This window comes from Mycobacterium sp. (assembly GCF_040509115.1).
Lineage (GTDB): Bacteria > Actinomycetota > Actinomycetes > Mycobacteriales > Mycobacteriaceae > Mycobacterium.
In genome coordinates this window covers 1-23,884 of the sequence record NZ_JBEVLO010000013.1, presented here as the reverse complement: position 1 = coordinate 23,884, position 23,884 = coordinate 1, and the positions used below count along the sequence as shown (strand labels likewise).

Annotated in this window: 27 protein-coding genes; 14 read left to right on the top strand and 13 right to left on the bottom strand. The window is 67.2% G+C overall.

Going from position 1 to position 23,884, the window contains the following annotated elements; genetic code table 11:
• Positions 1-47: 47 nt before the first annotated feature.
• Together ABW137_RS01325 and ABW137_RS01320 are read right to left on the bottom strand one after the other, a co-directional pair.
• A complete protein-coding gene (locus ABW137_RS01325) occupies positions 48-1,007 on the bottom strand; it encodes a sigma-70 family RNA polymerase sigma factor (protein ID WP_526396087.1) in 960 nt (319 codons plus the stop codon).
• Between the two features lie 151 nt (positions 1,008-1,158).
• Positions 1,159-1,557: a DUF3099 domain-containing protein gene (locus tag ABW137_RS01320; protein WP_526396085.1), complete on the bottom strand. Its 399-nt coding sequence runs from the start codon at positions 1,555-1,557 to the stop codon at positions 1,159-1,161.
• Between the two features lie 77 nt (positions 1,558-1,634).
• Here ABW137_RS01320 and ABW137_RS01315 point away from each other — a divergent pair, with 77 nt between their 5' ends.
• The gene (locus tag ABW137_RS01315; RefSeq protein WP_526396083.1) at positions 1,635-1,871 is read left to right on the top strand and encodes a DUF3039 domain-containing protein; all 237 of its coding nucleotides are present in this window, start codon (positions 1,635-1,637) and stop codon (positions 1,869-1,871) included.
• Here ABW137_RS01315 and ABW137_RS01310 read toward each other — a convergent pair.
• Both ABW137_RS01310 and ABW137_RS01305 read right to left on the bottom strand, forming a co-directional pair.
• Positions 1,861-2,889 carry a YhjD/YihY/BrkB family envelope integrity protein gene (locus ABW137_RS01310; RefSeq protein WP_526396081.1) on the bottom strand — a complete coding sequence of 343 codons (1,029 nt, stop codon included), beginning with the start codon at positions 2,887-2,889 and terminating at the stop codon, positions 1,861-1,863. The genes ABW137_RS01315 and ABW137_RS01310 overlap by 11 nt on opposite strands.
• Positions 2,890-2,951: 62 nt before the next feature.
• Entirely contained in the window at positions 2,952-3,143 is a 192-nt protein-coding gene (locus ABW137_RS01305) for a DUF7455 domain-containing protein (RefSeq protein WP_526396079.1), read from the bottom strand.
• Positions 3,144-3,278: 135 nt separating this feature from the next.
• Between ABW137_RS01305 and ABW137_RS01300 the strand changes: the two genes are divergently transcribed.
• On the top strand, positions 3,279-3,650 hold the full coding sequence (locus ABW137_RS01300) for a DUF952 domain-containing protein (RefSeq protein WP_526396077.1): 372 nt from the start codon (positions 3,279-3,281) through the stop codon (positions 3,648-3,650).
• Here ABW137_RS01300 and ABW137_RS01295 read toward each other — a convergent pair.
• The 3 genes from ABW137_RS01295 to ABW137_RS01285 all read right to left on the bottom strand — a co-directional run bounded on the left by ABW137_RS01295 (position 3,632) and on the right by ABW137_RS01285 (position 6,645).
• Positions 3,632-4,006: a RidA family protein gene (locus ABW137_RS01295; protein WP_526396075.1), complete on the bottom strand. Its 375-nt coding sequence runs from the start codon at positions 4,004-4,006 to the stop codon at positions 3,632-3,634. The genes ABW137_RS01300 and ABW137_RS01295 overlap by 19 nt on opposite strands.
• Positions 4,007-4,008: 2 nt before the next feature.
• Positions 4,009-5,097 (bottom strand): methyltransferase, encoded by a 1,089-nt coding sequence (locus tag ABW137_RS01290; protein WP_526396073.1) that lies wholly within the window; start codon positions 5,095-5,097, stop codon positions 4,009-4,011.
• 150 nt (positions 5,098-5,247) lie between these two features.
• The gene (locus ABW137_RS01285; protein WP_526396071.1) at positions 5,248-6,645 is read right to left on the bottom strand and encodes an RNA polymerase sigma factor; all 1,398 of its coding nucleotides are present in this window, start codon (positions 6,643-6,645) and stop codon (positions 5,248-5,250) included.
• A 459-nt stretch (positions 6,646-7,104) separates the two neighbouring features.
• Between ABW137_RS01285 and ABW137_RS01280 the strand changes: the two genes are divergently transcribed.
• Together ABW137_RS01280 and ABW137_RS01275 are read left to right on the top strand one after the other, a co-directional pair.
• Entirely contained in the window at positions 7,105-9,870 is a 2,766-nt protein-coding gene (locus ABW137_RS01280) for a helix-turn-helix transcriptional regulator (protein WP_526396069.1), read from the top strand.
• Between the two features lie 95 nt (positions 9,871-9,965).
• Positions 9,966-10,289: a hypothetical protein gene (locus ABW137_RS01275; protein WP_526396067.1), complete on the top strand. Its 324-nt coding sequence runs from the start codon at positions 9,966-9,968 to the stop codon at positions 10,287-10,289.
• On the opposite strand, the gene ppgK is transcribed toward ABW137_RS01275, so the two are convergent.
• Positions 10,280-11,068, bottom strand: coding sequence for a polyphosphate--glucose phosphotransferase (gene ppgK, locus ABW137_RS01270; RefSeq protein WP_526396065.1), 789 nt, complete (start codon positions 11,066-11,068; stop codon positions 10,280-10,282). The genes ABW137_RS01275 and ppgK overlap by 10 nt on opposite strands.
• A gap of 66 nt (positions 11,069-11,134) precedes the next feature.
• Here ppgK and ABW137_RS01265 point away from each other — a divergent pair, with 66 nt between their 5' ends.
• Positions 11,135-11,995 (top strand): inositol monophosphatase family protein, encoded by an 861-nt coding sequence (locus ABW137_RS01265; RefSeq protein ID WP_526396091.1) that lies wholly within the window; start codon positions 11,135-11,137, stop codon positions 11,993-11,995.
• Positions 11,996-12,002: 7 nt separating this feature from the next.
• On the opposite strand, the gene cei is transcribed toward ABW137_RS01265, so the two are convergent.
• Entirely contained in the window at positions 12,003-12,653 is a 651-nt protein-coding gene (cei, locus tag ABW137_RS01260) for an envelope integrity protein Cei (protein ID WP_526396063.1), read from the bottom strand.
• Positions 12,654-12,831: 178 nt separating this feature from the next.
• Here cei and ABW137_RS01255 point away from each other — a divergent pair, with 178 nt between their 5' ends.
• Positions 12,832-13,134 (top strand): DUF4193 domain-containing protein, encoded by a 303-nt coding sequence (locus tag ABW137_RS01255; RefSeq protein WP_083059801.1) that lies wholly within the window; start codon positions 12,832-12,834, stop codon positions 13,132-13,134.
• A 15-nt stretch (positions 13,135-13,149) separates the two neighbouring features.
• Here ABW137_RS01255 and ABW137_RS01250 read toward each other — a convergent pair whose 3' ends face one another.
• A complete protein-coding gene (locus tag ABW137_RS01250; protein ID WP_526396061.1) occupies positions 13,150-13,638 on the bottom strand; it encodes a DUF3093 family protein in 489 nt (162 codons plus the stop codon).
• 25 nt (positions 13,639-13,663) lie between these two features.
• Between ABW137_RS01250 and dut the strand changes: the two genes are divergently transcribed.
• Both dut and ABW137_RS01240 read left to right on the top strand, forming a co-directional pair.
• On the top strand, positions 13,664-14,128 hold the full coding sequence (gene dut, locus ABW137_RS01245) for a dUTP diphosphatase (protein WP_526396059.1): 465 nt from the start codon (positions 13,664-13,666) through the stop codon (positions 14,126-14,128).
• Complete coding sequence (locus ABW137_RS01240) at positions 14,128-14,910, top strand: DUF3710 domain-containing protein (RefSeq protein WP_526396057.1); 783 nt, start codon at positions 14,128-14,130, stop codon at positions 14,908-14,910. The genes dut and ABW137_RS01240 overlap by 1 nt, the downstream gene beginning before the upstream one ends.
• Positions 14,911-14,981: 71 nt before the next feature.
• Here ABW137_RS01240 and ABW137_RS01235 read toward each other — a convergent pair whose 3' ends face one another.
• Positions 14,982-15,680 (bottom strand): alpha/beta fold hydrolase, encoded by a 699-nt coding sequence (locus ABW137_RS01235; RefSeq protein WP_526396055.1) that lies wholly within the window; start codon positions 15,678-15,680, stop codon positions 14,982-14,984.
• 215 nt (positions 15,681-15,895) lie between these two features.
• Here ABW137_RS01235 and ABW137_RS01230 point away from each other — a divergent pair, with 215 nt between their 5' ends.
• From ABW137_RS01230 to ABW137_RS01220, 3 genes are all read left to right on the top strand, one after another.
• Entirely contained in the window at positions 15,896-16,267 is a 372-nt protein-coding gene (locus ABW137_RS01230; protein ID WP_526396053.1) for an OB-fold nucleic acid binding domain-containing protein, read from the top strand.
• Between the two features lie 115 nt (positions 16,268-16,382).
• Positions 16,383-16,994: a DUF3159 domain-containing protein gene (locus tag ABW137_RS01225; protein WP_526396089.1), complete on the top strand. Its 612-nt coding sequence runs from the start codon at positions 16,383-16,385 to the stop codon at positions 16,992-16,994.
• A gap of 26 nt (positions 16,995-17,020) precedes the next feature.
• Positions 17,021-18,520 carry an MFS transporter gene (locus ABW137_RS01220; RefSeq protein WP_526396051.1) on the top strand — a complete coding sequence of 500 codons (1,500 nt, stop codon included), beginning with the start codon at positions 17,021-17,023 and terminating at the stop codon, positions 18,518-18,520.
• Here the strand turns inward: ABW137_RS01220 and ABW137_RS01215 are convergent.
• Both ABW137_RS01215 and ABW137_RS01210 read right to left on the bottom strand, forming a co-directional pair.
• A complete protein-coding gene (locus ABW137_RS01215) occupies positions 18,517-19,185 on the bottom strand; it encodes a potassium channel family protein (RefSeq protein WP_526396049.1) in 669 nt (222 codons plus the stop codon). The two genes, ABW137_RS01220 and ABW137_RS01215, sit on opposite strands and share 4 nt — an antisense overlap.
• 34 nt (positions 19,186-19,219) lie before the next feature.
• On the bottom strand, positions 19,220-19,894 hold the full coding sequence (locus tag ABW137_RS01210) for a potassium channel family protein (RefSeq protein WP_526396047.1): 675 nt from the start codon (positions 19,892-19,894) through the stop codon (positions 19,220-19,222).
• A gap of 109 nt (positions 19,895-20,003) precedes the next feature.
• On the opposite strand from ABW137_RS01210, the gene ABW137_RS01205 reads away from it, so the two are divergent.
• The 3 genes from ABW137_RS01205 to ABW137_RS01195 are packed head-to-tail and all read left to right on the top strand — an operon-like array spanning position 20,004 to position 23,661.
• On the top strand, positions 20,004-21,995 hold the full coding sequence (locus ABW137_RS01205) for an amino acid permease (protein WP_526396045.1): 1,992 nt from the start codon (positions 20,004-20,006) through the stop codon (positions 21,993-21,995).
• Complete coding sequence (locus tag ABW137_RS01200; RefSeq protein WP_526396043.1) at positions 21,992-23,194, top strand: class I SAM-dependent RNA methyltransferase; 1,203 nt, start codon at positions 21,992-21,994, stop codon at positions 23,192-23,194. The genes ABW137_RS01205 and ABW137_RS01200 overlap by 4 nt, the downstream gene beginning before the upstream one ends.
• A complete protein-coding gene (locus tag ABW137_RS01195; protein WP_526396041.1) occupies positions 23,191-23,661 on the top strand; it encodes an RNase adapter RapZ in 471 nt (156 codons plus the stop codon). Before ABW137_RS01200 ends, ABW137_RS01195 begins: the two co-directional genes overlap by 4 nt.
• Positions 23,662-23,884: the final 223 nt, after the last annotated feature.

Below are 23,884 nucleotides of genomic sequence, written 5' to 3'. Positions count from 1 at the left end.
CGCCGCGGGTCGCGGCGGGCATCACTCGGGGTTTGGTCTGAACACTCTTAGCTGGCGTACGAGCGAAGACGCTCGGCGCGCTCGCCATGGCGCAGCTTCGCCATGACCTCGCGTTCGATCTGGCGCACGCGTTCGCGGGACAGACCGAACAGCTTGCCGATCTGATCGAGCGTGCGGGGCTGGCCGTCGTCCAGGCCGAAGCGCAGCCGGATCACCTGCTGCTCGCGCTCGTCCAGCGTCGCCAAGACGTGGCGGATGTCGGTGTGCAACAGCTCGGAGATGACGGCGTTCTCGGCCGACATCGCCTCGGCATCCTCGATGAAGTCACCGAGCGGCGCCTCCTCATCGCTACCGACGGGCATGTCGAGGCTCACCGGATCCCGGCTGTGCGACAGCAAGTCGGCGATCTTCTCGGCGGGGATGCCCGATTCCTCGGCCAACTCGTCGTCGGTGGCATCCCGGCCGAGGTTCTGATGCATCTCGCGCTTGATCCTGGCGAGCTTGTTGACCTGCTCGACGAGGTGGACCGGGAGACGGATGGTCCGGCTCTGGTCGGCCATGCCGCGAGTGATCGCTTGACGGATCCACCACGTGGCGTACGTGGAGAACTTGAATCCCTTGGCGTAGTCGAACTTCTCCATCGCGCGGATCAGCCCAAGGTTGCCCTCTTGGATGAGGTCGAGCAACGGCATGCCGCGCCCGGTGTAGCGCTTGGCCAGCGACACGACCAGGCGCAGGTTGGCTTCGAGCAGATGGCGGCGGGCAGCCTCACCATCGCGAACCACCGCCGCGAGCTCGCGTTTGCGAGTGTCACCGAGCCTCTTCTTGGTGTCCAGAAGGTACTGCGCGTAAAGCCCAGCTTCGATGCGCTTGGCGAGCTCGACTTCGTCAGCGGCGTTCAGCAAGGCAGTTTTGCCGATGCCGTTGAGATACACCCGTACGAGGTCGGCAGCTGGGCTCTGCGAGTCCAGATCGCTGTCGATGCGGGTTGCGGTGGCGTTTGCCATTTACGGCCTCCTGCTCTGCTGGAACTGTCATGAGCTATAACGTCGTCGTGGCTCTCTGAGTTCCCGCGGGGCGTGAGTCTCACACCTTCTGACCTGCGCTTATTCGCCGTCGACCTGAGATTCTCCTGAGAATCGACGAAGAACTCTCACATCAAGGAACGCGATGCGGCGGATCCGCCGATTCCGGTTGCGGCGAACCCTGTGCCCGACGCTCCAGGGCTGGGCGCTCCGCCGTCGGAAAGAGGGGAATGTGGCGCTGGCCGGCATAGCGGCGCGGCTCCTCGGCCTTGCGCGGAGGGCGGTCGTTGGCGATCAGCACCGCGATCCAGGGCAACGGAATGGAGGCCACCAGGATGCCCAGCGAGATCAGGCCGTTGTGCCAGATTCCATACGCCAGCGCGGACCCGAGCAGCGCGGGCACACGCCACGACATGATCTTGAGGTACTTGCGCACCCTTTCGCGGTGCTGTTCCTCATAGGGGAGCGCCGCGCGTGTAATGAGCACCGGCCGACCATCGTCGTCGAAACTCAGCTCCTCGCCGTGTTTCATTCTCTTACTGTTCCACACTGGGCCCGGTTGAAACGGTCCGGTTTATTACGGAACCGTTCCCAGGCACAATGAACGGCATGGACACCCAGACCATCGAGCGCACCGAGACCGACGAACAGGTCGACGACGGGACGGATGACGACCGGCCCAAGTTCTTCCACTACGTGAAGAAGGACAAGATCGCCGAGAGTGCCGTGATGGGCACGCATGTCGTCGCTCTGTGCGGCGAGGTGTTCCCGGTGACGAAGTCAGCCAAGCCCGGGTCGCCGGTCTGCCCCGACTGCAAGCGGATCTACCAGCAGCTCAAGAAGTAGCGGTCGGCGGCGTCTCGGCCACGGTCGCTGGCGCCCTCTCCACCTCGACCTTGCGGCTGCGTGCCGCTCCGCCTCGGCCGGGCTCGTCGCCGTTGAAGGCATCGGTCCGCTCTTCCAGCCAGCCCCGTAACCGGTTCGCGTGCGTCGCGGGTGCTGGCCACTCCTCCTGGATGGCGGCATTGAGTTCGGCACCCATCATGACCGCGAAGCCCAAGAAGAAGGCGAACAGCAGGAATGCGATCGGGGTGGCCAACGCCCCGTAGGTGTATCCGGTTCCGGTGATCCAGGTCAGATAGAACCGCAGTCCCAGCGTGGCGATCAGGAAGACGACCGCCGCCAGTACCGCCCCGAATACCAGCCGGTGCGAGGGCAGCGGCTCGGGTAGCGACACCCGGTACAGCACGGTGATCGTCAAGACCAACGCGATGAAGAGCACCGGGTAGTAGCCGTAACTGAGGAAGTAACTCCAGTCCGCGGGTATGTGCTCGGCGACCTTCGCCGGACCGATCGCGATTAGCGGTGCCGTCGCGATGACGAACACCAACATCACCACGTATAGCCCCAGTGCATAGAACCGCTGGCGCACGGGATGGCGCAACTCCGTTTGGCCGTGGGCCTCCACGACGGAGTCGACGAACGCCGAGACCGCCGACGAGCCGGCCCACAACGAGATCACGAAGCCCAGTGAGACGACCTCGCCTCGGGCGTTGGCCACGATGTCCGAGATGGTGGGCGCGATGATCTCGTTGACGACGTTGTTGGAGAACAAGCTCTTCGACGTGCTGACCAGGCGGTCCTGGATCGTCTGCAGGGTGTTGGGCCCGAAGAAGGGCGCGATGTACGCCAAGCTGCCGAGCATTCCCAGTAGCAGGGGCGGCAGCGACAAGGCGCACCAAAAGGCGGCCTGGGCCGACTCGGAAAAGATCGAGTCGTCCCAACTCTTGGAGAGAGTGCGCTTGACGGTGCGCCAAACGTGATGCCGGGATGGCCTCGTTGGCTGCCGCTGCTGGTCGGTCATGTCACAGACCAGCATTCACGACTACGGGGCTTCACGCTCGCGCGGGGCGTGAAGTCACGCGCCTACGCGTCGGCCTGGCTAACCTCCAGCACGGCTGCCAGCTCCACCAGTTTGGCCTCGTGCTCGTTGGCGTGGTGTTGGCAGAAGAGCAACACGGCGCCCGACGGGAGCTTCGCAACAACGCGGGCGGCAGCACCGCACCTGTCGCAGCGGTCAGCCCGAGTCAGTTCGGGGCTGGTCAGAGTTGCGTTCATGGCGCCTCCTCCATATCTGCTTAGTGCGTGGGTCTACTCTCTCAGACGTTTTCGCTTCCGGCCTTGTTCCCCGGGCGTTCACGGGTGTGTCGTGTCTCACCCGACGTCGAATTGCGCGACGTGCAGACTGACTGCATGATCACCGAGCCCCGCGAACTGGTTCACCTGTGCACTACGGATGAGTGGGCCCTGGCGAAACGCGTCGGCGAGCGGTGCCCGCCATCGCTCGCGACGGACGGGTTCATCCACCTTTCGGCCCCGGAGCAGGTGCATCTTCCCGCCAATCGACTGTTCGCGGGCCGTACCGATATCCTGCTGCTCCGTCTGAACGCAGCCCGACTGGATGCCCCCGTTCGCTGGGAACCTGGCGTGGCGACAGACCCTGAAGCGATGAAGTTCCCGCATCTGTATGGGCCACTGCCCCTGTCGTCTGTGATCAGCGTCACACCGTATCTGCCCGCCGAGGACGGGACGTTTGCCGAGTTGTCTCAATCCGACACGACGTAGGCGTCGACCTCGATTTCGACGTGGAGGTCTGGAGCGATCAGTGCCGACACCTCCACCATGGTTGCCGCGGGCAAAGTGTCGCCGAAGACCTCCGCGTGGACCGCCGCGACCTCGCGCCAACGACCGATGTCGGTGACGAACATGCGGGTGCGCACCACGTCGGTGAGCGCGGCACCCGCATCGGTGAGCGCCACCTCGATGCGTCGGAGCGCCTCGCGTGTCTGGGTGGCGAAGTCGGCGCCAGGTGCGGTGGTGCCTGCGACGACGACGTGTGGGCCGACGCGCACGGCGCGGGAGTACCCCACTTCGGTTTCGAACGGCGAGCCCGAAGAGACGTTCACGCGATCCCATGCCATGGCTACGCCGGGACGGCTTCGACGATCGACATGGGTCCCCCGGTTTGAATCACCCGCGTGAGCCGAAAACCCGCGCGCGCCAACAGGTCGCGATACTCGTGCGCGGTGCGTTCCAATCCGCCGGAGTGCACCAGCATCTCCAGGTCGAGCAGCATGCCCGGGTGTGGCGGGGCGCCCTCCGGCAGCACCAGTTCCATCAACAGCACCTTGCCGTCCGCGGCGATGGCGGTGCGGACGTTGCGCAGAATCGTGAGTGACTGCTCGTCGTCCCAGTCGTGGATGACGGTCTTGAGAAGGTAGGCGTCCCCGCCGGCCGGTACCGACTCGAAGAACGATCCGCCGGTCGTCGTGCACCTGTCGGCGACACCGGCCCTCTCCAGTTGAGGGGTGGCGCCCTCGACCACCGACGGCAGGTCGAACAGCACGCCGCGGGCTCGCGGTGCCCTGGCCAGTACTGCGGCCAGCAAAGCGCCGTGGCCACCGCCGATGTCGACGACGAGGTTGCGATCGCTGAAATCGTAAAGGGGGAGCGCCATTTCGATGGCAACCGAGGACACGCCCGTCATCGCGTCGTTGAACACAGCGGCGTATCCGGGATTGGTGTCGAGATACTCGAAAATCGTTGCGTTACGAAGCTTCTCCACGGCGGTGGCACCCGTCTGCACGGAGTGCAGGAGGCTGCCCCAGTGCTCCCAATGCTCGGGACTACCGACCATCGTGATCATGGGCGCCATTGATCCGTAGTAGTCGGAGCGCAGCGCCTGCCCGACCCGGGTCAGTCCGAAGCGTCCCCTGCGGAGCGTCAGGACGCCATTGGACGCCAGCGCCCGCATCACGCGATACGTGGCGCCGGCGTCGGCGCCGACCCTTCGGGCCACGTCGTCCGCGGAGCACGGACCGTCCTTGAGCGCGTCGGCGATACCCAGCTTGGCAGCGACGTAGAGCGCCTGTGTGAGCCATGCGCCCTGAGCCATCTCGAACAGGGCGACGTTGGGGGGGACCGCCGAACGGCTCGCGACGTTGAGCGCATTGCGGACGCGGCCGATGCCACGGACGAGCCAGCCCGGTGGTGCTTTCGAAGTGATGGGCACGGGGCCAACGGTAGTGGGCCCGGCTTGGAAACTTCTTGGATTGCAACGCCGTTCGCTCGCGGCGATCCGATCGTCGCGAGCAAACGCGCCTCAGGACGGCTAAGCGCCCCTGCCATTCCCATTCGTCCGGCCGCGACGGGCCGACGCCACCTAGTCCAGGTAGTCGCGCAACACCTGCGAACGGCTGGGGTGGCGCAGCTTCGACATCGTCTTGGACTCGATTTGGCGGATGCGCTCGCGCGTGACGCCGTACACCTGACCGATCTCGTCGAGCGTGCGCGGCTGCCCATCGGTGAGGCCGAAGCGCAGCCGCACCACGCCCGCTTCGCGTTCGGACAGCGTTTCCAGCACCGACTGCAGCTGATCCTGCAGCAACGTGAACGACACGGCGTCGACGGCGACCACGGCCTCGGAATCCTCGATGAAGTCACCGAGTTGGCTGTCGCCTTCGTCGCCGATGGTCTGGTCAAGCGAGATGGGCTCACGCGCGTACTGCTGGATCTCCAGCACCTTCTCCGGCGTGATGTCCATTTCCTTGGCGAGCTCTTCCGGCGTGGGCTCGCGGCCCAGATCCTGGAGCAGCTCACGCTGGATGCGACCGAGCTTGTTGATCACTTCGACCATGTGCACAGGGATGCGGATGGTGCGGGCCTGATCGGCCATGGCGCGGGTGATGGCCTGCCGAATCCACCACGTGGCGTACGTGGAGAACTTGTAGCCCTTGGTGTAGTCGAACTTCTCCACCGCACGGATGAGGCCAAGGTTGCCCTCCTGGATCAAGTCCAGGAACGCCATGCCGCGGCCGGTGTAGCGCTTGGCGAGCGACACGACGAGGCGCAGGTTGGCCTCGAGCAGATGATTCTTGGCGCGATCGCCGTCGCGGCAGATCCACATCATGTCCCGACGCTGAGCGGCGGGGAGCTTCTCGCCGGCCTCGGCGAATTCGGTCATCTTCTGCGTGGCGTAGAGACCTGCCTCGATCCGCTTGGCCAGCTCCACTTCCTCTTCGGCGTTGAGGAGGGCGACCTTGCCGATCTGCTTCAGGTAGGCACGCACCGAGTCCGCGGACGCGGTGAGCTCTGCGTCCTTGCGGGCCTGGCGGAGAGCCTCGGACTCCTCTTCATCCCATACGAAATCGCCTGAGGCCTTGTCCTTTTCGGAGGGTTCGGCGATGTCGTCGTCACCGTCCTTGGCGGCCTTGTCGCCGCCGGCGGGGGCCGCGGCGTCACCGGCGGGAGCGTCCTCGACCTCGGCTTCGAGGTCGACCAGTTCGATGTCGGCGTCGACCTCGAGATCGTCGCCGGGCTCTACTTCGAGATCGTCGGCCTCGGCCAATCCATCGGCGGTCGCGACATCATCGGTGCCGTCCGGATCGCCGCCCGGCTTGCCTCCGGGGCCCTTGGTCGGCGCGGCCTTGGCGGCGCGGCCCTTCGGCGCGGCCTTGGACGCCCGCTTGGCGGGCGCAGCCTTCTTGGCCGGAGCCTTGGCGGCGGCGGTGGCGCGTTTCACCGGATCTTCGGTTGCCGGGCTTACCTTCGTCGCTGCCACATGCACCCCTTACGGTCTTGCGAGTATCGGTGGCGTGGGCGTGCGCCACCGACATTGCGTCGGCTGTCTGTTGATGGCGGTGAGTCCTGCTTGGGTACTCGCCGCCATCCGTGATGCGGCCGCCGTTGACCATTGTAACGACAGTGGGACGAACTGCCGCTACGAGCGCAGAATTGGACGTTCCGCGAGCCGTGGCCGCGGCAAAACCAGGCGAGCGCTACTGCCGAGTAGCCCTTGGCGAGGCCCGCGGTCGGGCCGTCGCGTCGCCCCCGTGGGTCGTTGCCATCGAAAGTAGTGGCGCAATGTGTCAGTCGATTGCCAAAGACCACCTCCGTTGTCACGCATTTTCACAGGTGAACCGGAGAAATAACGACTGACTATTGATGAGCCCGCCGTTGGATCGGTGCAAAATGTTCAATGCGTCGGCGAAGTTGTTTGCTAGATGTCATCATAGAGAACGTGACAGTCGTAACGGTCAGTCGCGCGGGGGAGCTGCAAGCGGTCGATGACCTGCTTTCTGCGGCTGACGCCGAACCGTTGGGGTTGGTCATCGCCGGGGAGCCGGGAATCGGCAAGACCACGTTGTGGATGGCGGGCGTGGCCCGGGCGCGGGAGCTCGATTTCCACGTGCTGGCAGCGCGTGCCGTCGAAGCGGAGTCCGTCCTTGCCTACGCGGTCGTCGCGGACCTGCTGGACGACATCGACCCGCTGGTGATCGACCGTCTGCCCGATCTGCAACGCGTCGCCCTCGACCGGGTTCTCCTGCGGACCGGTACGGAGGGACCACCGACGGACCACCGCGTCACCGCCGCGGCGGTGGTGTCGGTCATCACGGCGCTGGCCGAAGAGAAGCCGGTCCTGCTCGCCATCGACGACGTGCAGTGGCTGGACGCCTCTAGCCAGTCGGTGCTGGCATTCGCCGCACGTCGGCTCAGCGGCCGGGTGAACATCCTGCTCACCGAACGGGCCCACACTCCTGACGCCGAAGTGGTGGACTGGCTTCAACTCAGGTCGCCGGACGCGGTCCGGCGTGTCCGCGTCGGCCCGCTGAGCCTCGGCGCGCTGCACACGCTGATCGTCGAGCGGCTCGGGCGGGGCTTTCCGAGACCCACCATGGTCCGCATCGCTGAGGTGTCCGGCGGAAACCCGTTCTACGCCTTGGAACTGGCGCGGTCGGTCGAATGTCGATCGACGAATGGGGACGCGGTGCTACCGCGCACGCTCGCGGAGCTGATGAAGATCCGGACGGGCCACTTCGACGGCGAGGTCGGCAACGTCCTTCTTCTCGCGTGCTGTGTCACCGAGGCGACCGTGGACCTGCTGTCGCGCGCCGCCGGAGTGTCGGTCGAACGCGTCGTCGACCTCCTCGAGGCGCCCGAGCGCGAGGGCATCGTCCGAATCGACGGCAACCGCGTGCTGTTCGCGCACCCCCTCCTCGCTCGCGGCATCTACACCCACGCCGGTCCGGCGCGCCGTCGTCGGATGCATCGGGCACTTGCGGCCGTCGAGGCGCAACCAGAACTGCGGGCTCGTCACCTCGCCCTCGGTGCGGCAAGCGCCGAGCCGGACATCCTCAGCGCGCTCGACGACGCCGCGGACTCGGCTGCGGCCCGCGGTGCCGCAGCGGCATCCGCCGACTTCTGCGCGCTGGCCATCGGCCTCGGGGGCGACACACCGGAGCGACGCCTTCGCGCCGCCGAACAGCATTTCCGCGCGGGGGAGACCCGCGAGGCTCGCGCCGTGCTCGAGCCCGCCGTCGGCGACATCGGCCCCGGGACCGCCAGGGCCGCCGCGAGCCTCTTGCTTGGCGACGTCCGGGTCTCCGAACACGACTACGCCGGAGCCACCGAACTGTTCATCGCGGCGGCGGACGAAGCAGGAGACGACGTCAGCCTGGTGGTGCGGGCCCATCTGGCGCTGTCCCGCGCCCTCACCATGACCGGACGACACGTCGACGCCCTGCACCATGCGCAGTTGGCCGTCGCCAACGCCGAACGGCTCGGCGAGTCCAAGCTGCTCAGTCAAGCGCTGGCGATGAACGTCACGCTGGGCTTCGCGCGCGGCCGGGGGCGCGACGAATCCGCGTTGCAACGTGCTCTGGACCTGGAAGTTCCCGATCCCGACGTCGCAGCGCCATTTCGGGCCAGCACCGCGGATGCCGTCACGAAGGCGTGGCTGGGGCGCCTCGACGAGGCGCTGGTGGGGTTGGTGGCCGCGCGGCGGCGCTGCGTCGAGACGGGCGCCGAATCGGATCTGATGTACGTCATGGCGAATCTGGCGACGGTCTACGTGTGGCTGGGCCGGTATTCGATCGCCGCTGACGTCGCCGACGACCTGATGCGTCGCGGCGAGCAGATCGGCGGTGGTGGGTATCCCGCCGTCGTGGCCAGAAGTCAGCGGGCTCTCGCCTCGTCATACCTGGGCCGTGAGCGCGCGGCCCGCAGTGACGCGCAGGCCGCGATCACCGGAGCCCGTCAATGTGGGTCTCCGTTTCTCGGGTCCTGGCCGACGATGACGCTCGGATTCCTGGAAGTGTCACTCGGAAACTACGCCAAGGCCCTGAACGTGTTGCAGCCGTTGATTACTCACTCGGCAAACGTGCCTGGCACGGAGATCTTCACGGCCATGTACATGCCGGACGCCGTCGAGGCGATGCTCGCCGTCGGCCGTGCCGACGATGCCGTTCCCCTGATCGACACGCTGGAACACAATGGCGCGGAACTGGATCGGCCGTGGATGCTGGCCGTCGGTGGGCGGTGTCGCGGCATGCTGCTGGCGTTGCGCGGCGACCTCGAAGACGCCGAGGAGGCGGTCCGGCGGTCGCTGACGCATCACGACCGCCTGCCCATGCCGTTCGAGACGGCCAGGACGCAGCTGTTCCATGGCAGGCTGCTGCGCCGCCAACGTCGCAAGCATCTCGCGGCCGACGCGTTGCGCGAAGCGTTGAGCGCCTTCGAGGAACTGGGCACCCCGCTGTGGGCCGAGCGCGCCAGGACAGAGCTCAAGCAGATGGACGTCCCCCGCGCCGTCGCCTCCGAGCTGACACCTGCCGAGGTGCGGGTGGCGAGATTGGCGGCAACGGGGATGAGCAACAAGGACATCGCCACCGCGTTGTTCATCAGTCCCAAGACCGTCGAGCACAACCTCAGCAGCGTGTACCGAAAGCTCTCGGTGCGCACCCGCGTCGAGCTGGCCGGTCGAGCCGACGAATTCGGCGACGACTAAGCGAACGGATCGGGGGAGTCGTCGGCAGGACTAGGGAATTCCCCGATTCAATGCGGCTTGGTGAGCGGCTACCGTTCTGAGGTATGGCTAAGACGATGCCGGCTAGAACCTCCCCGGGCTACCTGGTCGAGTGGTATCAGCCCGACCTGGCGGATGGCTCGGTTCCGCTGATCGTGGCGGCGCTCGAAGCTGCCGTGGCTGCCGCGAGCGAGCCGGTCGAGCTATTCGTCACGATGGGCGTCCCAAGCGACGAGGTGGTCTACGCGCTGTTCGAGGCGTCGTCCTCGGACGCCGTCATCGACGTGTGCGAACGCGCGGGATACCCACCGCAACGGGTCACCGCGGACGTCGATGCGCACTTCCGGACGGAGCCGCTCGCCGAGCGTGCCGACGGCTTCCTGCCCGCCGCTCAGGCCTGAGCGACCTCGGCGGCCATGGCGGCTCCGACGATGCCCGCGGTGTTCAGTAACGCTGCGGCGACCACCGGGGTCCGGTTCTTCAACAGCGGAATCCACTTGTCGGCCTTGCGGCTGATGCCGCCACCTGCGATGAACAGGTCCGGCCAGATCGCGTTCTCGATGGCGATGAGCACCTTGTCGACCTCTGTGGTCCAGCGCTCGTAACTCCACTCCTTGCGTTCCTTGACCGACGACGCCGCGCGGTGCTCGGCTTCCTTTCCTCCGACTTCGAGGTGGCCGAACTCGGTGTTGGGCAGCAGGACGCCGTTGTGGATCACGGCGGACCCGATGCCGGTGCCGAAGGTGAGGAGCACGATCACCCCGCTCTTGTCGGCTCCAGCGCCGAACTTTTCCTCCGCGAGCCCCGCGGCGTCGGCGTCGTTCAGGACGGTGATGGCCCGGCCGTCGAGCTCGGCGCCGATGACCTCCTGCGCATTGGTGCCGATCCACTCCTTGTCGACGTTCGCGGCGGTGCGCACGATGCCTTCGGTCACCACGCCCGGGTAGGTGACGCCAAGTCCACCAGTCCAGCCGAACTCGTTGACCACTGCGGCGATCGTCTTGGCGACGGCGTCGGGTGTCGAGGGTTGCGGCGTAGGCAATTTGAACCGCTCCCCGATGAGGTGCCCGGTGTCTAAGTCGACGATGCCGCCCTTCACCCCGCTTCCGCCGACGTCGACGCCGAAGCCGCGGTGCTGGGGGCCCTCGTTGGTCGGGTCGGGAGTTGGTGTTTCGGTCATGAGCGCTCCTCGTTCCAGACCTGCAGGGTGCGACGCCAACCACACATTAGTGCCTTGCCAGGCGGGATGTGTTGCGATGGCGGGGTGACCTACGACAGCGATCCAGCGAGCCTGCGGGCAGTCGCTGAGCGACTAGCCAAGGAAGCCGCCGACTTCGTTCGGCGCCGCAGGACCGAGGTCTTCGGCATTGGTGCCACCCAGAGTGAGGCCGATTCGGCGGTGCGAACCAAGAGCACTCCCACCGACCCGGTCACCGTCGTCGACACCGAGACCGAGAGGATGCTGCGCGAGCGGCTCGCCGAGTTGAGGCCCGACGATCCGATCGTCGGCGAGGAGGAGGGCGGCTCCGCCGTCGGCCACCACGGCAGGCCCACCTGGGTGCTCGATCCCATCGACGGCACGGTCAACTTCGTATATGGCCTCGAGGCCTACGCGGTGTCCGTCGGGGTGCAGATCGACGGTCGCTCGGTCGCGGGTGCGGTGGCGAACGTGCCGACGGGCGAGGTCTTCTCGGCGGCCGTCGGGCACGGCGCGCATCTGCGTCGGGACGGCGCGTCGACCGAGCTGCACTGCAACCCGATCGACGACGTCTCGATGGCACTGGTCGGAACGGGTTTCGGGTACGCGCCCGAGCGGCGTCTGCGTCAGGCCGAGGTGCTGGCAAGTCTGCTGCCCGCCGTACGCGACGTCCGACGCATCGGCTCGTGCGCCCTCGATCTGTGCTTCGTCGCCGCGGGTCGGTTGGACGCCTACTACGAGCTCGGCGTCAACGTGTGGGACTGGGCGGCGGGGGCGTTGATCGCCGAGGAGGCGGGCGCCAAGCTGCTACTGCCGCCGGTGGACGACGGCTCCAGCCTCATCGTCGCGGCTGCGCCCGGCATCGCGGCGGCCTTCGACGATGCATTGCGGCGGGCAGGGGCCCTGTAGTCACTGCTCAGCAGGCGACGGAGTGGATCTTCGTCAACAGTGCCGGGTCGGCGGGCTGGGTCGCATCGGGTTTCAAGCTGGCCAACACCGCGTCGATGTCGTCGTTGTGGCTCACGTCGGAGAACTCGGTGCCGACGGCCAGGTCGACGGTGTCGTCCCCGCGCTGATCCTGGTAGAGCTCGGTACACGGCGCCACCAGCCACAGGGCGGCCGCGGCAGCACGCCCCGACGGGCCGAAGCGCAACTGGCCCTGGCACACCAACTGGGTGTTCTCGTAAACGGTGTCGTTGCCCGCCGTCGGCGGTGCGAACCCCAGGTCGCGCAATGCCCCCGCCACTTCGGCGGCCTGGCCGCCCCGTCCGCTGGCGTTGAGCACGCGGATCTTGGTGTCCACGAGCTTGGCGGGCGTCACGCTGGTCATGTCCGCGGTCGGCACACGCTCACCCAACGCCACCTGCGTGGCGTCGGCGGGAGCGGGCGGTGGGTTGCAGGCAGCGGCCTGAGCAACCTCGGTGGTCTGGTTGAACGCGACGACCCACACCATCAGGGTCACCACCGCGAGCGCGACGAATACCACGATGCCCGGGAGGAACTTGCGCCGCCGAAACGGTCGACCGTGCTTGTCGAATGCCGTGCCGGAGGTGATCTGCGCTACCACTCCTGCACTTTAAGGGCTCGCCCTGTCCGCAGGCCCTACCTGGCCTTTTGTGTTGTGATATAAATCACATCCAAATCCAAGGCCAAACGGGGCACGAATCATTTGGTGGATGCGTTCTGCGCTGGTACAAAGCTCTGTCGCCACAGACACGGAACCGATGGGAAAGGAAGGGATGAGGATGGCTACCGACTACGACGCGCCACGGCGCACCGAGACCGACGATGTTTCCGAGGATTCACTCGAGGAACTGAAGGCACGCCGCAACGAGGCTCAATCAGCGGTCGTCGACGTCGACGAGTCCGAATCCGCCGAGTCATTCGAGCTTCCGGGGGCAGACCTGTCGGGCGAGGAGTTGTCCGTCCGCGTCGTCCCCAAGCAGGCCGACGAATTCACCTGCTCGAGCTGCTTCCTGGTGCACCACCGCAGCCGCCTCGCCAGCGAAAAGGGCGGCGTAATGATTTGCACGGACTGCGCAGCCTGACGGGCGCGCCTGCCGTCAGCCTTGCAAGGCCGCCAGCAAGCGGTCCGGTCGACGGCAACTGACCAGCCAGTACGGCGTGGGATCGTCTGGATCGTCGAGCACGACGAGGATCATCGGCCCGACCCACGCTCGATGCACGACGTAGGCGGCCGGATCGAGCTGCCTGCCCAGCGCGGCGGACTTGGCCGACCGGGGCACCTCGGCTGACCGCGAGATGACACCAACGGGGAGATGGGCTCCGCCGACCCACAGTTCGGTGTCCGCGCCATCGTCGCCGGAGGCGCCGACGACCCGCACGTCCACCCGACCCAGCCAGACCAGAACTGCTGCCGCGACGGGCAACAGCACGGCATAGGGCACCCAGTCTGGCAGCGACCGGATCCCCAGGTTCACCTCGTAGGCAATGATCACGGCCAACCCGAAGCCGGGCGGCCACCACCACCACGGCACCCGCAGTACCTCTCGGTAGCGCACCGTATGGGTGGCTGCGCGCGTGTCGGACACGCGCCCAAGAGTAATCTCCGTGGTCGTGTCCACCTCTCTGGCGGTCCTCCGGCTGGACCGCGAGCTCCCACTACCCGTGCGGGCCCACGACGGCGATGCCGGCGTCGACCTCTACAGCGCGGTCGACGTCGAACTCGCTCCCGGTCGCCGGGCACTGGTCCCGACGGGGATCGCGGTGGCCATCCCGCATGGCATGGTCGGTTTGGTGCATCCACGCTCGGGGCTGGCCTCGCGCGTCGGACTTTCGATCGTCAACAGCCCCGGCACGATCGACGCGGGCTATCGCGGCGAGATCAAGGTGGCGCTCATCAATCTCGATCAGGACCTTCCGATCATCGTCCGGCGCGGCGACCGGATCGCACAGCTTCTGGTGCAGCGGGTCGAACTGCCCGAGCTGGTCGAGGTCACGTCGTTCGACGAGGCCGGGCTTGCTGATACCTCCCGTGGCGTTGGCGGCCACGGTTCCTCCGGCGGACACGAGAGTTTGTAATGGCATTCGGTAAGCGCAAGAACGACGACACGACGGACGAGACGACGCCAGCCCCCGAGGAGAGCGCCGTCGTCGGCGGCGGTGACGGTGACGGCGGTGACGACGACCTGGATGGTCCGTTCGACATCGAGGACTTCGATGAACCCGAGGTGGCCCTGCAGGGGCGCCACGACCTGGGTGCGGTGCTGATCCCCGAGAACGAGGCCGCCGAGCTCGCCGTCGAGGTCAACCCGCAGGGCATGCCGACGATGGCGTGGATGGTGACCTCCAACGGTCGCTACAACGTCACGGCGTATGCGGCTCCGAAGACCGGCGGCCTGTGGCGCGAGGTGGTGACCGAGGTCGCCGAGTCGCTGCGCAGCCAGTCCGCCGAGGTCAACATCGAGGATGGGCCGTGGGGGCGCGAAGTCGTTGGGCTGATGACCAACGGTCCCGAGCCCGTCGTGATGAGGTTCGTCGGTGTCGACGGCTATCGGTGGATGGTTCGCGGCGCCGCGGTCGGCTCCCCGGAGAACGCCACGGCCATTGCGCGGGATTTGCGTAATGCGTTGGCGGACACCGTTGTTCGTCGCGGTGACACTCCGCAGCCAGTGCGCAACATGTTGCCTCTGCAACTGTCCGAGTCGTTGATCGCGCGACTGCGGGCGCGCGCCGAGCAGATGATGGCGCAGCACGCGGAGCAGACGGGTCAGCAGCCACCGGTCGTCGAGGCGGCCCCCGTCGCGCGCCGCAGCGAGCAGGGTTCGGCCATGCAGCAGCTCCGGACCATCACGGGGGGATAGAGCCGGGTGGGCTGCCAAGCCCGCAGCATTGTTGAGGGCGCGGGTCGACCAGGAGGCCCAGCCCGGCTGCCTCAGAGGTCGAGCAGCGCGGAAAGGGCTGCCGCGCCGAGCACGCTCGGGTCGACGCCCATCTCGTCGAGGGTGACGGTGCCCAGCGCCGCTCGCGGTGCGGCGGCCACCCATTCCAGCGCGACTTCCACGGGGTGGATCGGGTCGTCGGTCGCCGCCGCGACGCCCATCGGCACCGCGAGGGTGGCCAGCTGCCCCGACGTGGGAGCGACGTAATCGGAGGCGGCGTCCATCGCGTCGGGAAGATCGGGCCACTGGCCCACCCACGACCGGGACAGTTCGTCCCCCAGCCACGGCGGACTGGACTCCCGCATGGCGGTGATCGCCGACGCCAACCCGTCGCGGCGCAGGGCGTGCGCCGACTGTTTGGCCGCCAGCGCCGCCGTCGCACCGTCGGGCGCGCCGGTCCAGGCCGGTAGGGCCGCCAACACGGCGACCACGTCGGAAGGGTGGGCCAAGGCCCACGACGTCGCGACGGCAGCGCCGATCGACACTCCTCCCACGGCGATCGGGCCCGTCCGCGCAGCCTCGTCCAAGGCGTGCAGGTATCCCTCGATGAGGCGGGCCGGTTCCGGGGCGGGCGTCACCACGGACGCCCCGACGTCGTGTAGCGGCGGGGCGAACGCGCGGTAGACGTAGTCGTCGTCGGATCCCGTGCCAGGTAGGAGGACCACGGTCACCCCGCGCAGATTGACGGCCATGCGTCGATCGTGCCGTGTGCGTCAAATCACTGTGAACGTGCGAGCCGGGACGCGGAATTCGATTGCCGCAGATCGGCGGAGGGGGGAGTGAAAACGCCCAGCGGAGGGTAGACCACCTACCTGTGTGGTTCGTGGCAAATCGGAACCAACAGGTCTACGGTGGCGTTGGTCATAGGTGAGTCCACGGTGGACCCACGACTGGGGTAGGAGAGACCATGGCTACGGCCGAAGGTTATCTACGGCGGCTGACGCGTCGGCTCACGGAGGATCCAGAACAATTCGACGTCGACGAACTCAGTGACGAAGCCGCCAATACCGGCGCGCAGAAGGCAATCGACTGTCGACGTGGCCAGGAAGTGACGATGGTCGGCACGCTGCGGTGTGTCGAGACCAACGCCAAGGGCTGCGCGGGCGGGGTCCGCGCCGAACTGTTCGACGGTACCGACGCCGTCATGCTGGTGTGGCTGGGTCAGCGGCGCATCGCAGGCATCGAATCCGGCCGCACGCTGCGGGTGCACGGCCGCCTGGGCAAGCTGGAGAACGGCACCAAGGCCATCTACAACCCGCACTACGAGATTCAGAAGTGATTCACAAGTGACCCACCCCGACCCAGGGGTAGAACATGGGGTAGCGGACGACGTCGAGGCCCAAGAGCCCGACGAACCCGCGAAGAAGCTCAACGGCCAGGCGCTGCTCGAACAGATGGGCGGCATCAGCGGCCTCATCTACTCCTCGCTGCCGGTGCTGGTGTTCGTACCCGTCTCCACGTACTTCGGCCTGGTGCCCGCCATCGGTGCCGCCCTTGGAGTTGCGGCCTTGATCCTGGTGTGGCGCCTGATCCGGCGCGACACGTTGCAGCCGGCGATCTCCGGCTTCATCGGGGTGGGCGTTAGCGCGCTCATCGCCTATGTCGTCGGCGAGTCGAAAGGGTACTTCCTTCTCGGCATCTGGTCGTCACTTCTGTATGCCGCGGTATTCGCGCTCTCGGTGCTGATCCGCCGGCCGATCGTCGGTTACATCTGGGGCTGGGTCAACGGCGGCGACAAGAACTGGCGACGGGTGCGCCGAGCGGTGGTGGCGTTCGACGTCGCCACGTTCGTGTGGGTCCTGGTGTTCGGCGCAAGGTTCCTGGTGCAGCACCGCTTGTACGACGAGGACCAGACGGGTCTGCTGGGTGTCGCGCGCATCGCCATGGGCTGGCCGCTGACCGCCGTCGCCGCGTTGGTGACGTTCCTGGCCATCCGCACCGCCCAGCGTGCGCTGCACGCCGCCGATGAGCGTGGCGACGCGGTGTCGCTGGACAAGAACCAGTAAGAGCAAGTGACACCCCCGATGAGCGCTTGCGCGAAGAGCAACTGACCGCAATGCGGCGGGACGACTCGGCCGACCGGGTCGTCATCGCGGTGGCAGTGCTCGCCTCGTTCGTCGCCTTCCTGGACGGATCGGTGGTGAACCTCGCACTGCCTGCGATCGCCGCGGACTTCGGCGGCGGGCTGGCTCTGCAGCAGTGGGTGGTCGACGGTTATCTGCTGGCCCTCGGCGCCCTCATCCTCGTCGCCGGTGCCGTCTCCGACCAGTTCGGCAGGCTCGTCGTCCTGCGGACGGGTCTGGTCGTGTTCGCGTTGGCGTCTCTGCTGTGCGCGCTCGCACCGACGGGTTGGGTGTTGGTGGCGGCGCGCTGCCTCCAGGGCGCCGGAGCGGCCTTCCTGGTGCCGAGCTCGTTGGCGATGATCAATGCTCGCTTCAGCGGTGGTCGGCAGGCCAGGGCGATCGGCACGTGGACGGCGTGGACGGGGACGGCGTTCGTGGTGGGTCCGCCGCTGGGTGGCTTTCTGGTGGATGCGCTGAGCTGGCGTTGGGTGTTCGGCATCAACGTGGTGCCGCTGGCGGTGACGTTGTATCTGGTGGCGAAGCTGGGCCCCGGCAGGAGCACAGCGACGGGGTCGCGCATCGACACAGCGACCGGGTCGGCGCGCATCGATGTGGTGGGGGCGGCGTTGTGCGCGGTCGGCCTGACTGGGGCCGTGTACGCGCTGATCGAACTTCAGCGGCTCGGACTGTCCCACCCCTCGGTGGCGGCGGGCCTCGTCGTCGGCGTCGGCTGCCTCGTCGCGTTCCCGTGGTGGGAACGGCGGGCCGCGAATCCGATCATGCCGTCGGGACTGTTCGCAGAACGCAACTTCGCCGTGGGAAATCTGGCAACGGTCTTCGTGTATGCCGCGGTATCGCTCGGCACGCTGCTCGTCGCCCTGTTCTTGCAGGAGACGGTCGGCTTGTCGGCGTCTCAGGCGGGGCTGGCGACGCTGCCGCTTCCGGTGTTGTCGTTCTTCCTCGCCCGGCCCTTCGGCACGCTGGCGGGCAGGCACGGGCCCCGCGTGTACATGGCCGTCGGCCCGCTGGTCGCCGCGTGCGGTTTCCTGCTGCTGACCACCGCGCGCGAGCCATTCGACTTCTGGACGCAGATGCTGCCGGGCCTGATCGTGTTCGGGGTTGGACTGTCCGTCACGGTGTCGCCGCTGACCGCGGCGGTGCTCGCGGCGGTCGAACCGGCCCAGAGTGGGATCGGCTCGGCGGTCAACAACGCGGTGTCCCGGGTCGCTGGTTTGGTGGCGGTGGCGTTCGCCGGTGTCATCGTGGGCGGAATGGGTTCGACCGCAATGACTTTCGACGGTTTCACCCGAGGGGTGATCGTCGTGGCCGGTCTATTCGTCATTGCCGGAGCGGTCTCCGCGCTTGGCATCAGCAATGCGCGCTGTGACGTCGGGCGAATCTCGGCCGAGGCGGCGGCGCGCTGTCATGACCGCGTGGCCGCCCCGCCGGCGTTGTCGGCGGCGGATTAACCGCTTCCGCGGGGGCGCAGCAGCAGCTCGCGCAGTTCCTCTTCGACCTCGTCGATGGCGACGAACAGCAGCTCGTCACCGCCCTCCAGCGGCTCGTCGTCCTCCGGCACGATCACGCGGGCGCCCCGCAGGATCGTCACCAAGGCGGCGTCGCGGGGCAGCTCCAGCCTCTTGACGGCCTTGCCGCCCCACGGCGTGTCGTCGGGCAGGGTGATCTCGACGAGGTTGGCCTGGCCCTTGCGAAAGCTCATCAGGCGGACCAAATCACCGACCGACACGGCCTCCTCGACCAGGGACGCGAGCATCCGCGGGGTGGACACCGCCACGTCGACGCCCCAATTCTCGTCGAACAGCCACTCGTTGCGGGGATCGTTCACCCGAGCCACCACGCGCGGGACCGCAAATTCGGTCTTGGCCAGCAGGCTGACGACGACGTTGGCCTTGTCATCGCCCGTCGCGGCGATGACGACGTCGAAGTCTTGCAATTGCACCGCTTCCAGCAGTGTCAACTCACACGCGTCGCCGAGCCGCCAGTGCGCGGCGGGGATGTCCTCGGCGTCGATGTGGTCGGGGTTGCGTTCCAACAGCGTGACGTCGTGGGACTCGACGAGTTCGCGGGCGATGGAGCGGCCCACGGCGCCTGCTCCTGCGATGGCGACCTTCACGGTAGCTCCATCCGTTCGGCTCCTGGGGTGCGCATCACCGATCCTCGGCGTCTTCACCAGGTGGCAATGCCGAAATCGCCATCGCCTCGGCGATGTGACCCGACACGGCCGCCATGTACACCTGATCGCTGGCCTGGATCACGGTCTTCGGTTCCGGCAGCAGTCCACTTCCGAAGCGGATCATGAACGCAACCCGACCCCCGGTCACCGCCTCCAGAGCGGTGACTCGGCGGCCGACCCAGCCTTCGTGCAGCGGCAGCTCGGCGACGCCGACGTTGCCTGACGGGTCGCGCCACTTGGTGGTCTCGGTCTCGCGGGTCAGCACGTTGAGCAGGCGGTCGGTGGTCCACGGCACGGTCGCGACGGTCGGAATGCCGAGACGCTCGTAGACCGCGGCACGCTTGGCGTCGTAGATGCGGGCGACGACGCGCTCGACGCCGAAGGTCTCCCGCGCAACGCGGGCGGAGATGATGTTCGAGTTGTCACCCGAGGACACCGCCGCGAACGCGCTGGCACCCTCGATGCCGGCCCGCAGCAGAACGTCACGGTCGAAGCCCATGCCAAGCACGCGCTCGCCGGGAAACTCGGGGGACAAGCGGTGAAAGGCCGTGCCGTCGCGGTCGATCACCGCGACTTCGTGGCCGATCCTGGCCAGCCCGTCAGCCAGCGATGCGCCGACTCGGCCGCATCCCATCACGACTACGCGCACGCGTCGATCCTTCCAGTGGCTCGGCAGAAATGGATTGTGGTGAACCCGCGCATTGGGAACGCTACAGCTTTGGAACGGTCAGCGGCCGATGGGCTTACTCTTGGCAACCGTGTCCAAGCTTTCGACCGCTGCGCGCCGGTTGGTGTTGGGAAGACCTTTCCGCAGCGACGCGATGGGCCACACCCTGCTACCCAAGCGGATCGCCTTGCCGGTGTTCGCGTCCGACGCCCTGTCCTCCGTTGCCTACGCGCCGGAGGAGATCTTCCTGGTCTTGTCGGTTGCGGGGCTCAGCGCGTACACGATGGCGCCGTGGATCGGTCTGGCGGTCGCCGCGGTGATGCTCGTCGTGATCGCGAGCTACCGGCAGAACGTGCATGCCTATCCCTCGGGCGGCGGCGACTACGAGGTGGTCACCACCAATCTGGGCCCGACGGCCGGGTTGACCGTCGCGAGTGCGCTTCTCGTGGACTACGTGCTGACGGTGGCGGTGTCGATGGCGTCGGCGATGTCCAACATCGGTTCGGCGGTGCCGTTCATCGCGCAGCACAAGGTGCTCTTCGCCGTCGCGGCGATTCTGCTTCTGGCGTCGCTGAACCTGCGGGGCATCCGCGAGTCGGGCACCGCGTTCGCGATCCCCACGTACGCCTTCATGATCGGCATGTACGTGATGATCGGGTGGGGGTTGTTCCAGATCTTCGTTCTCGGTGACCACTTGCAAGCCGAGACAGCGGGATTCACGGTCGATTCCGAACACGGCGACGTCTTGGGTTTCGCGATGATCTTCCTGGTGGCGCGGGCGTTTTCGTCCGGGTGTGCCGCGTTGACCGGGGTGGAGGCGATCAGCAACGGGGTGCCCGCCTTCCAGAAGCCGAAGTCGCGCAACGCGGCGACGACACTGCTGCTCCTCGGCGGCATCGCGGTTTCCCTCTTCATGGGGATCATCGTTCTGGCCAAGGAGACCGGGGCCAAGGTGGTCGACTCGGTGGACCAGCTCGTCGGTGCGCCCGAGGGATACCATCCGAAGACGCTGATCACCCAGCTGGCCGACGCGGTGTTCGACGGCTTCCCGATCGGCCTGTACCTGATCGCGGGAGTGACGGCGCTGATCTTGGTGCTGGCCGCCAACACCGCCTTCAACGGGTTCCCGGTGCTGGGATCCATTCTTGCCCAAGACCGCTACCTTCCCCGCCAGCTGCACACCCGAGGCGATCGGCTGGCGTTCTCCAACGGCATCCTCTTCCTGGCGTTCGCCGCCATCGCGTTCGTGGTGGCCTTTCGTGCCGAAGTGACGGCGCTGATTCAGCTCTACATCGTCGGCGTGTTCGTCAGCTTCACGTTGAGCCAGATCGGCATGGTGCGGCACTGGACCCGACTGTTGCGCACCGAAACCGATGCCACCCACCGGCATCGGATGCAGCGCTCGCGCATCATCAACTCCATCGGCTTGTTGTGCACGGGCACCGTCCTGGTCATCGTGGTGGTGACCAAGTTCCGTGCCGGAGCGTGGATTGCGATCCTCGCCATGGGGATTCTCTTCGGCATCATGAAGTTGATCCACAAGCACTACGCCACGGTCACGCGGGAGCTGGAAGCCCGGGCCGCCGAGGAGGGTGACGTCGTCCTCCCCAGTCGCAACCACGCGATCGTGCTGGTCTCCAACCTGCACCTACCGACCAAGCGGGCTTTGGCATACGCCAGGGCCACCCGGCCCGACGTGCTGGAGGCCATCACCGTCAACGTCGACGACGCGGAAGCGCACGAACTCGTCCACAAGTGGGAGGACAGCGACGTCACCGTTCCGCTCAAGGTCATCGCCTCGCCCTACCGCGAAATCACCCGCCCGGTATTGGATTACGTCAAGCGCATCACCAAGGAGTCGCCGCGCACCGTTGTCACGGTGTTCATCCCCGAGTACGTGGTCGGCCACTGGTGGGAGCAGGTGCTGCACAATCAGAGCGCACTGCGGCTCAAGGGCAGGCTGCTGTTCGAGCCGAACGTCATGGTGACATCGGTTCCGTGGCAGCTGAATTCGTCCGAGCGCCTCAAGCGCATCGAGGAGCAGCCGGCGCCTGGTGATGCGCGGCGAGGATTCCTCGATTGAGCCCCGGCGAGGAGGGGGCCGAGCTGACACTGACGGTCGGTGCGCCTGCCAATGGCGGCAGTTGCGTGGCGCGCCACGATGGCCGCGTCGTCTTCGTCCGCTATGCGCTCCCCGGCGAGGTCGTCCGCGCGCACGTCACCGACGAACGTGGCAGCTTCTGGCATGCCGAGGCCATCGAGGTGTTGGAGCCGTCCGGCGACCGCATCGACCCGCTGTGTCCGATCGCCGGTGTCGACGGCGCGGGCTGCTGCGATTTGTCGTTCGCCACCCCCGAGGCGACGCGCCGGCTCAAGGGTGACGTGGTCGCCAATCAGCTTGGCCGGCTTGGCGGATACGAGTGGCAGGGGGTGGCCGAGGAGGTCGGCTCCACGGGTGCGACGGGATGGCGGACCCGGGTGCGGTTGGACGTCGGTGCCGACGGACGCGCAGGCTTTCACCGTTACCACAGCGCCGACCTCGTGACCGATCTGCGCTGTGCGCAGGAGCCTGCGGGCATGCTGACGGGTCTCGACGAGGCGACCTGGCCGCCCGGCGCGCAGTTGCACGTCGCAGTCGACGACGACGGTGCGCGACACGTCGTGCAGTCGGGTCCGCGGTCGGGGCGCAAGGTGTCGACCGAGGTCGTCGAAGGCTCGTACGAGGCCACGCAACGGGTCGGGGGCAGGCAGTGGAGTGTCCCGGTCACGGCGTTCTGGCAGGCGCACCGTGATGCTGCTCGCGTCTACACCGACCTGGTGCGCCGCACGGCGGAGTTGAGTCCGGGAATGACGGCGTGGGACTTGTACGGCGGCGCAGGCATCTTCGCGGCCGTGCTGGCCGAGGCGGTGGGGGACACGGGGCACGTCCTGACCGTCGACACGTCGCGTGGGTCGGCGCGGGCCGCCAGGGCGGCACTGGCCGATCTGGATTGGGTGGAGGTGCTCACCGAATCGGTGCGGCGCGCGCTCACCACGGCGCGACGGCGTGCCGACGTGGCGGTCCTCGACCCGCCTCGGACCGGTGCAGGCCGCGAGGTGATCGACCTGCTGGCCGCAGCCGACGTTCCGCGTATCATCCACATCGGTTGCGAGGCAGCATCATTCGCGCGTGACGTCGGCCTCTACCGCGGCCACGGGTACGCGGTGGACGAGCTGAGGGTGTTCGACTCGTTCCCGTTGACGCATCACGTCGAGTGCGTCGCGGTGCTGACCCGCACGTGAAACGCGTTCTGGTGACCGGCATGTCCGGCACCGGCAAGTCGACGCTGTTGGGCGAGCTCGCCGACCGTGGATACTGGACCGTGGACACCGACTACCCCGACGCGGCAGGCGACTTTCACGAGACGGTCGACGGAGAGCGGCTGTGGGTCGACTCCCGAATCGATGCACTGCTGTCCGTCGAGGATCCCCGGGCGCTGCTGATCGTGGCGGGCACCACCCGCAACCAGGTGGAGTTCTATCCGCGGTTCGACCACGTCGTGCTCTTGAGTGCTCCGGCCGTCGTGCTGAGGGAGCGCCTGCGGACCCGGACCAACAACCCGTACGGAAGTACGCCGTCCGACGTCGCGGAGATCCTGTCGAACCTCGCCGTGGTCGAGCCACTGCTTCGACGCACCGCGACGCTGGAGGTCGTCACCACCATTCCCGTGGAGGAGGTCGCGGACGCCGTGCTGGCCCACGTCCGCTAGCCGAACAGGCGCAGCCGGGCCCCTCCTACGAGGATTCCGCGCCGTTTGATGGGAGTGCGTCCGACACCTCTGACGTGGCGCACGCGGACCACTTTGCACGGACCAGGGCGCCGGATCCCGTCTAGGGTTGGCCTCGGTGTGCCGGGAAGTCTGGTCGGCGGTCGTTGAGTGCTGTCAACCGAGGAGGCGACGTGACCGGCTCTGGCAACCCGCGTCTATTCAC

What these genes read in the sequence shown, in the direction of transcription:
- ABW137_RS01325 (WP_526396087.1), bottom strand. Translation starts at nt 1,007, where the DNA reads ATGGCAAACGCCACCGCAACCCGCATCGACAGCGATCTGGACTCGCAG.
- ABW137_RS01320 (WP_526396085.1), bottom strand. Translation starts at nt 1,557, where the DNA reads ATGAAACACGGCGAGGAGCTGAGTTTCGACGACGATGGTCGGCCGGTG.
- ABW137_RS01315 (WP_526396083.1), top strand. Translation starts at nt 1,635, where the DNA reads ATGGACACCCAGACCATCGAGCGCACCGAGACCGACGAACAGGTCGAC.
- ABW137_RS01310 (WP_526396081.1), bottom strand. Translation starts at nt 2,889, where the DNA reads ATGACCGACCAGCAGCGGCAGCCAACGAGGCCATCCCGGCATCACGTT.
- ABW137_RS01305 (WP_526396079.1), bottom strand. Translation starts at nt 3,143, where the DNA reads ATGAACGCAACTCTGACCAGCCCCGAACTGACTCGGGCTGACCGCTGC.
- ABW137_RS01300 (WP_526396077.1), top strand. Translation starts at nt 3,279, where the DNA reads ATGATCACCGAGCCCCGCGAACTGGTTCACCTGTGCACTACGGATGAG.
- ABW137_RS01295 (WP_526396075.1), bottom strand. Translation starts at nt 4,006, where the DNA reads ATGGCATGGGATCGCGTGAACGTCTCTTCGGGCTCGCCGTTCGAAACC.
- ABW137_RS01275 (WP_526396067.1), top strand. Translation starts at nt 9,966, where the DNA reads ATGCCGGCTAGAACCTCCCCGGGCTACCTGGTCGAGTGGTATCAGCCC.
- ppgK (WP_526396065.1), bottom strand. Translation starts at nt 11,068, where the DNA reads ATGACCGAAACACCAACTCCCGACCCGACCAACGAGGGCCCCCAGCAC.
- ABW137_RS01265 (WP_526396091.1), top strand. Translation starts at nt 11,135, where the DNA reads ATGTGTTGCGATGGCGGGGTGACCTACGACAGCGATCCAGCGAGCCTG.
- ABW137_RS01255 (WP_083059801.1), top strand. Translation starts at nt 12,832, where the DNA reads ATGGCTACCGACTACGACGCGCCACGGCGCACCGAGACCGACGATGTT.
- ABW137_RS01240 (WP_526396057.1), top strand. Translation starts at nt 14,128, where the DNA reads ATGGCATTCGGTAAGCGCAAGAACGACGACACGACGGACGAGACGACG.
- ABW137_RS01235 (WP_526396055.1), bottom strand. Translation starts at nt 15,680, where the DNA reads ATGGCCGTCAATCTGCGCGGGGTGACCGTGGTCCTCCTACCTGGCACG.
- ABW137_RS01230 (WP_526396053.1), top strand. Translation starts at nt 15,896, where the DNA reads ATGGCTACGGCCGAAGGTTATCTACGGCGGCTGACGCGTCGGCTCACG.
- ABW137_RS01225 (WP_526396089.1), top strand. Translation starts at nt 16,383, where the DNA reads ATGGGCGGCATCAGCGGCCTCATCTACTCCTCGCTGCCGGTGCTGGTG.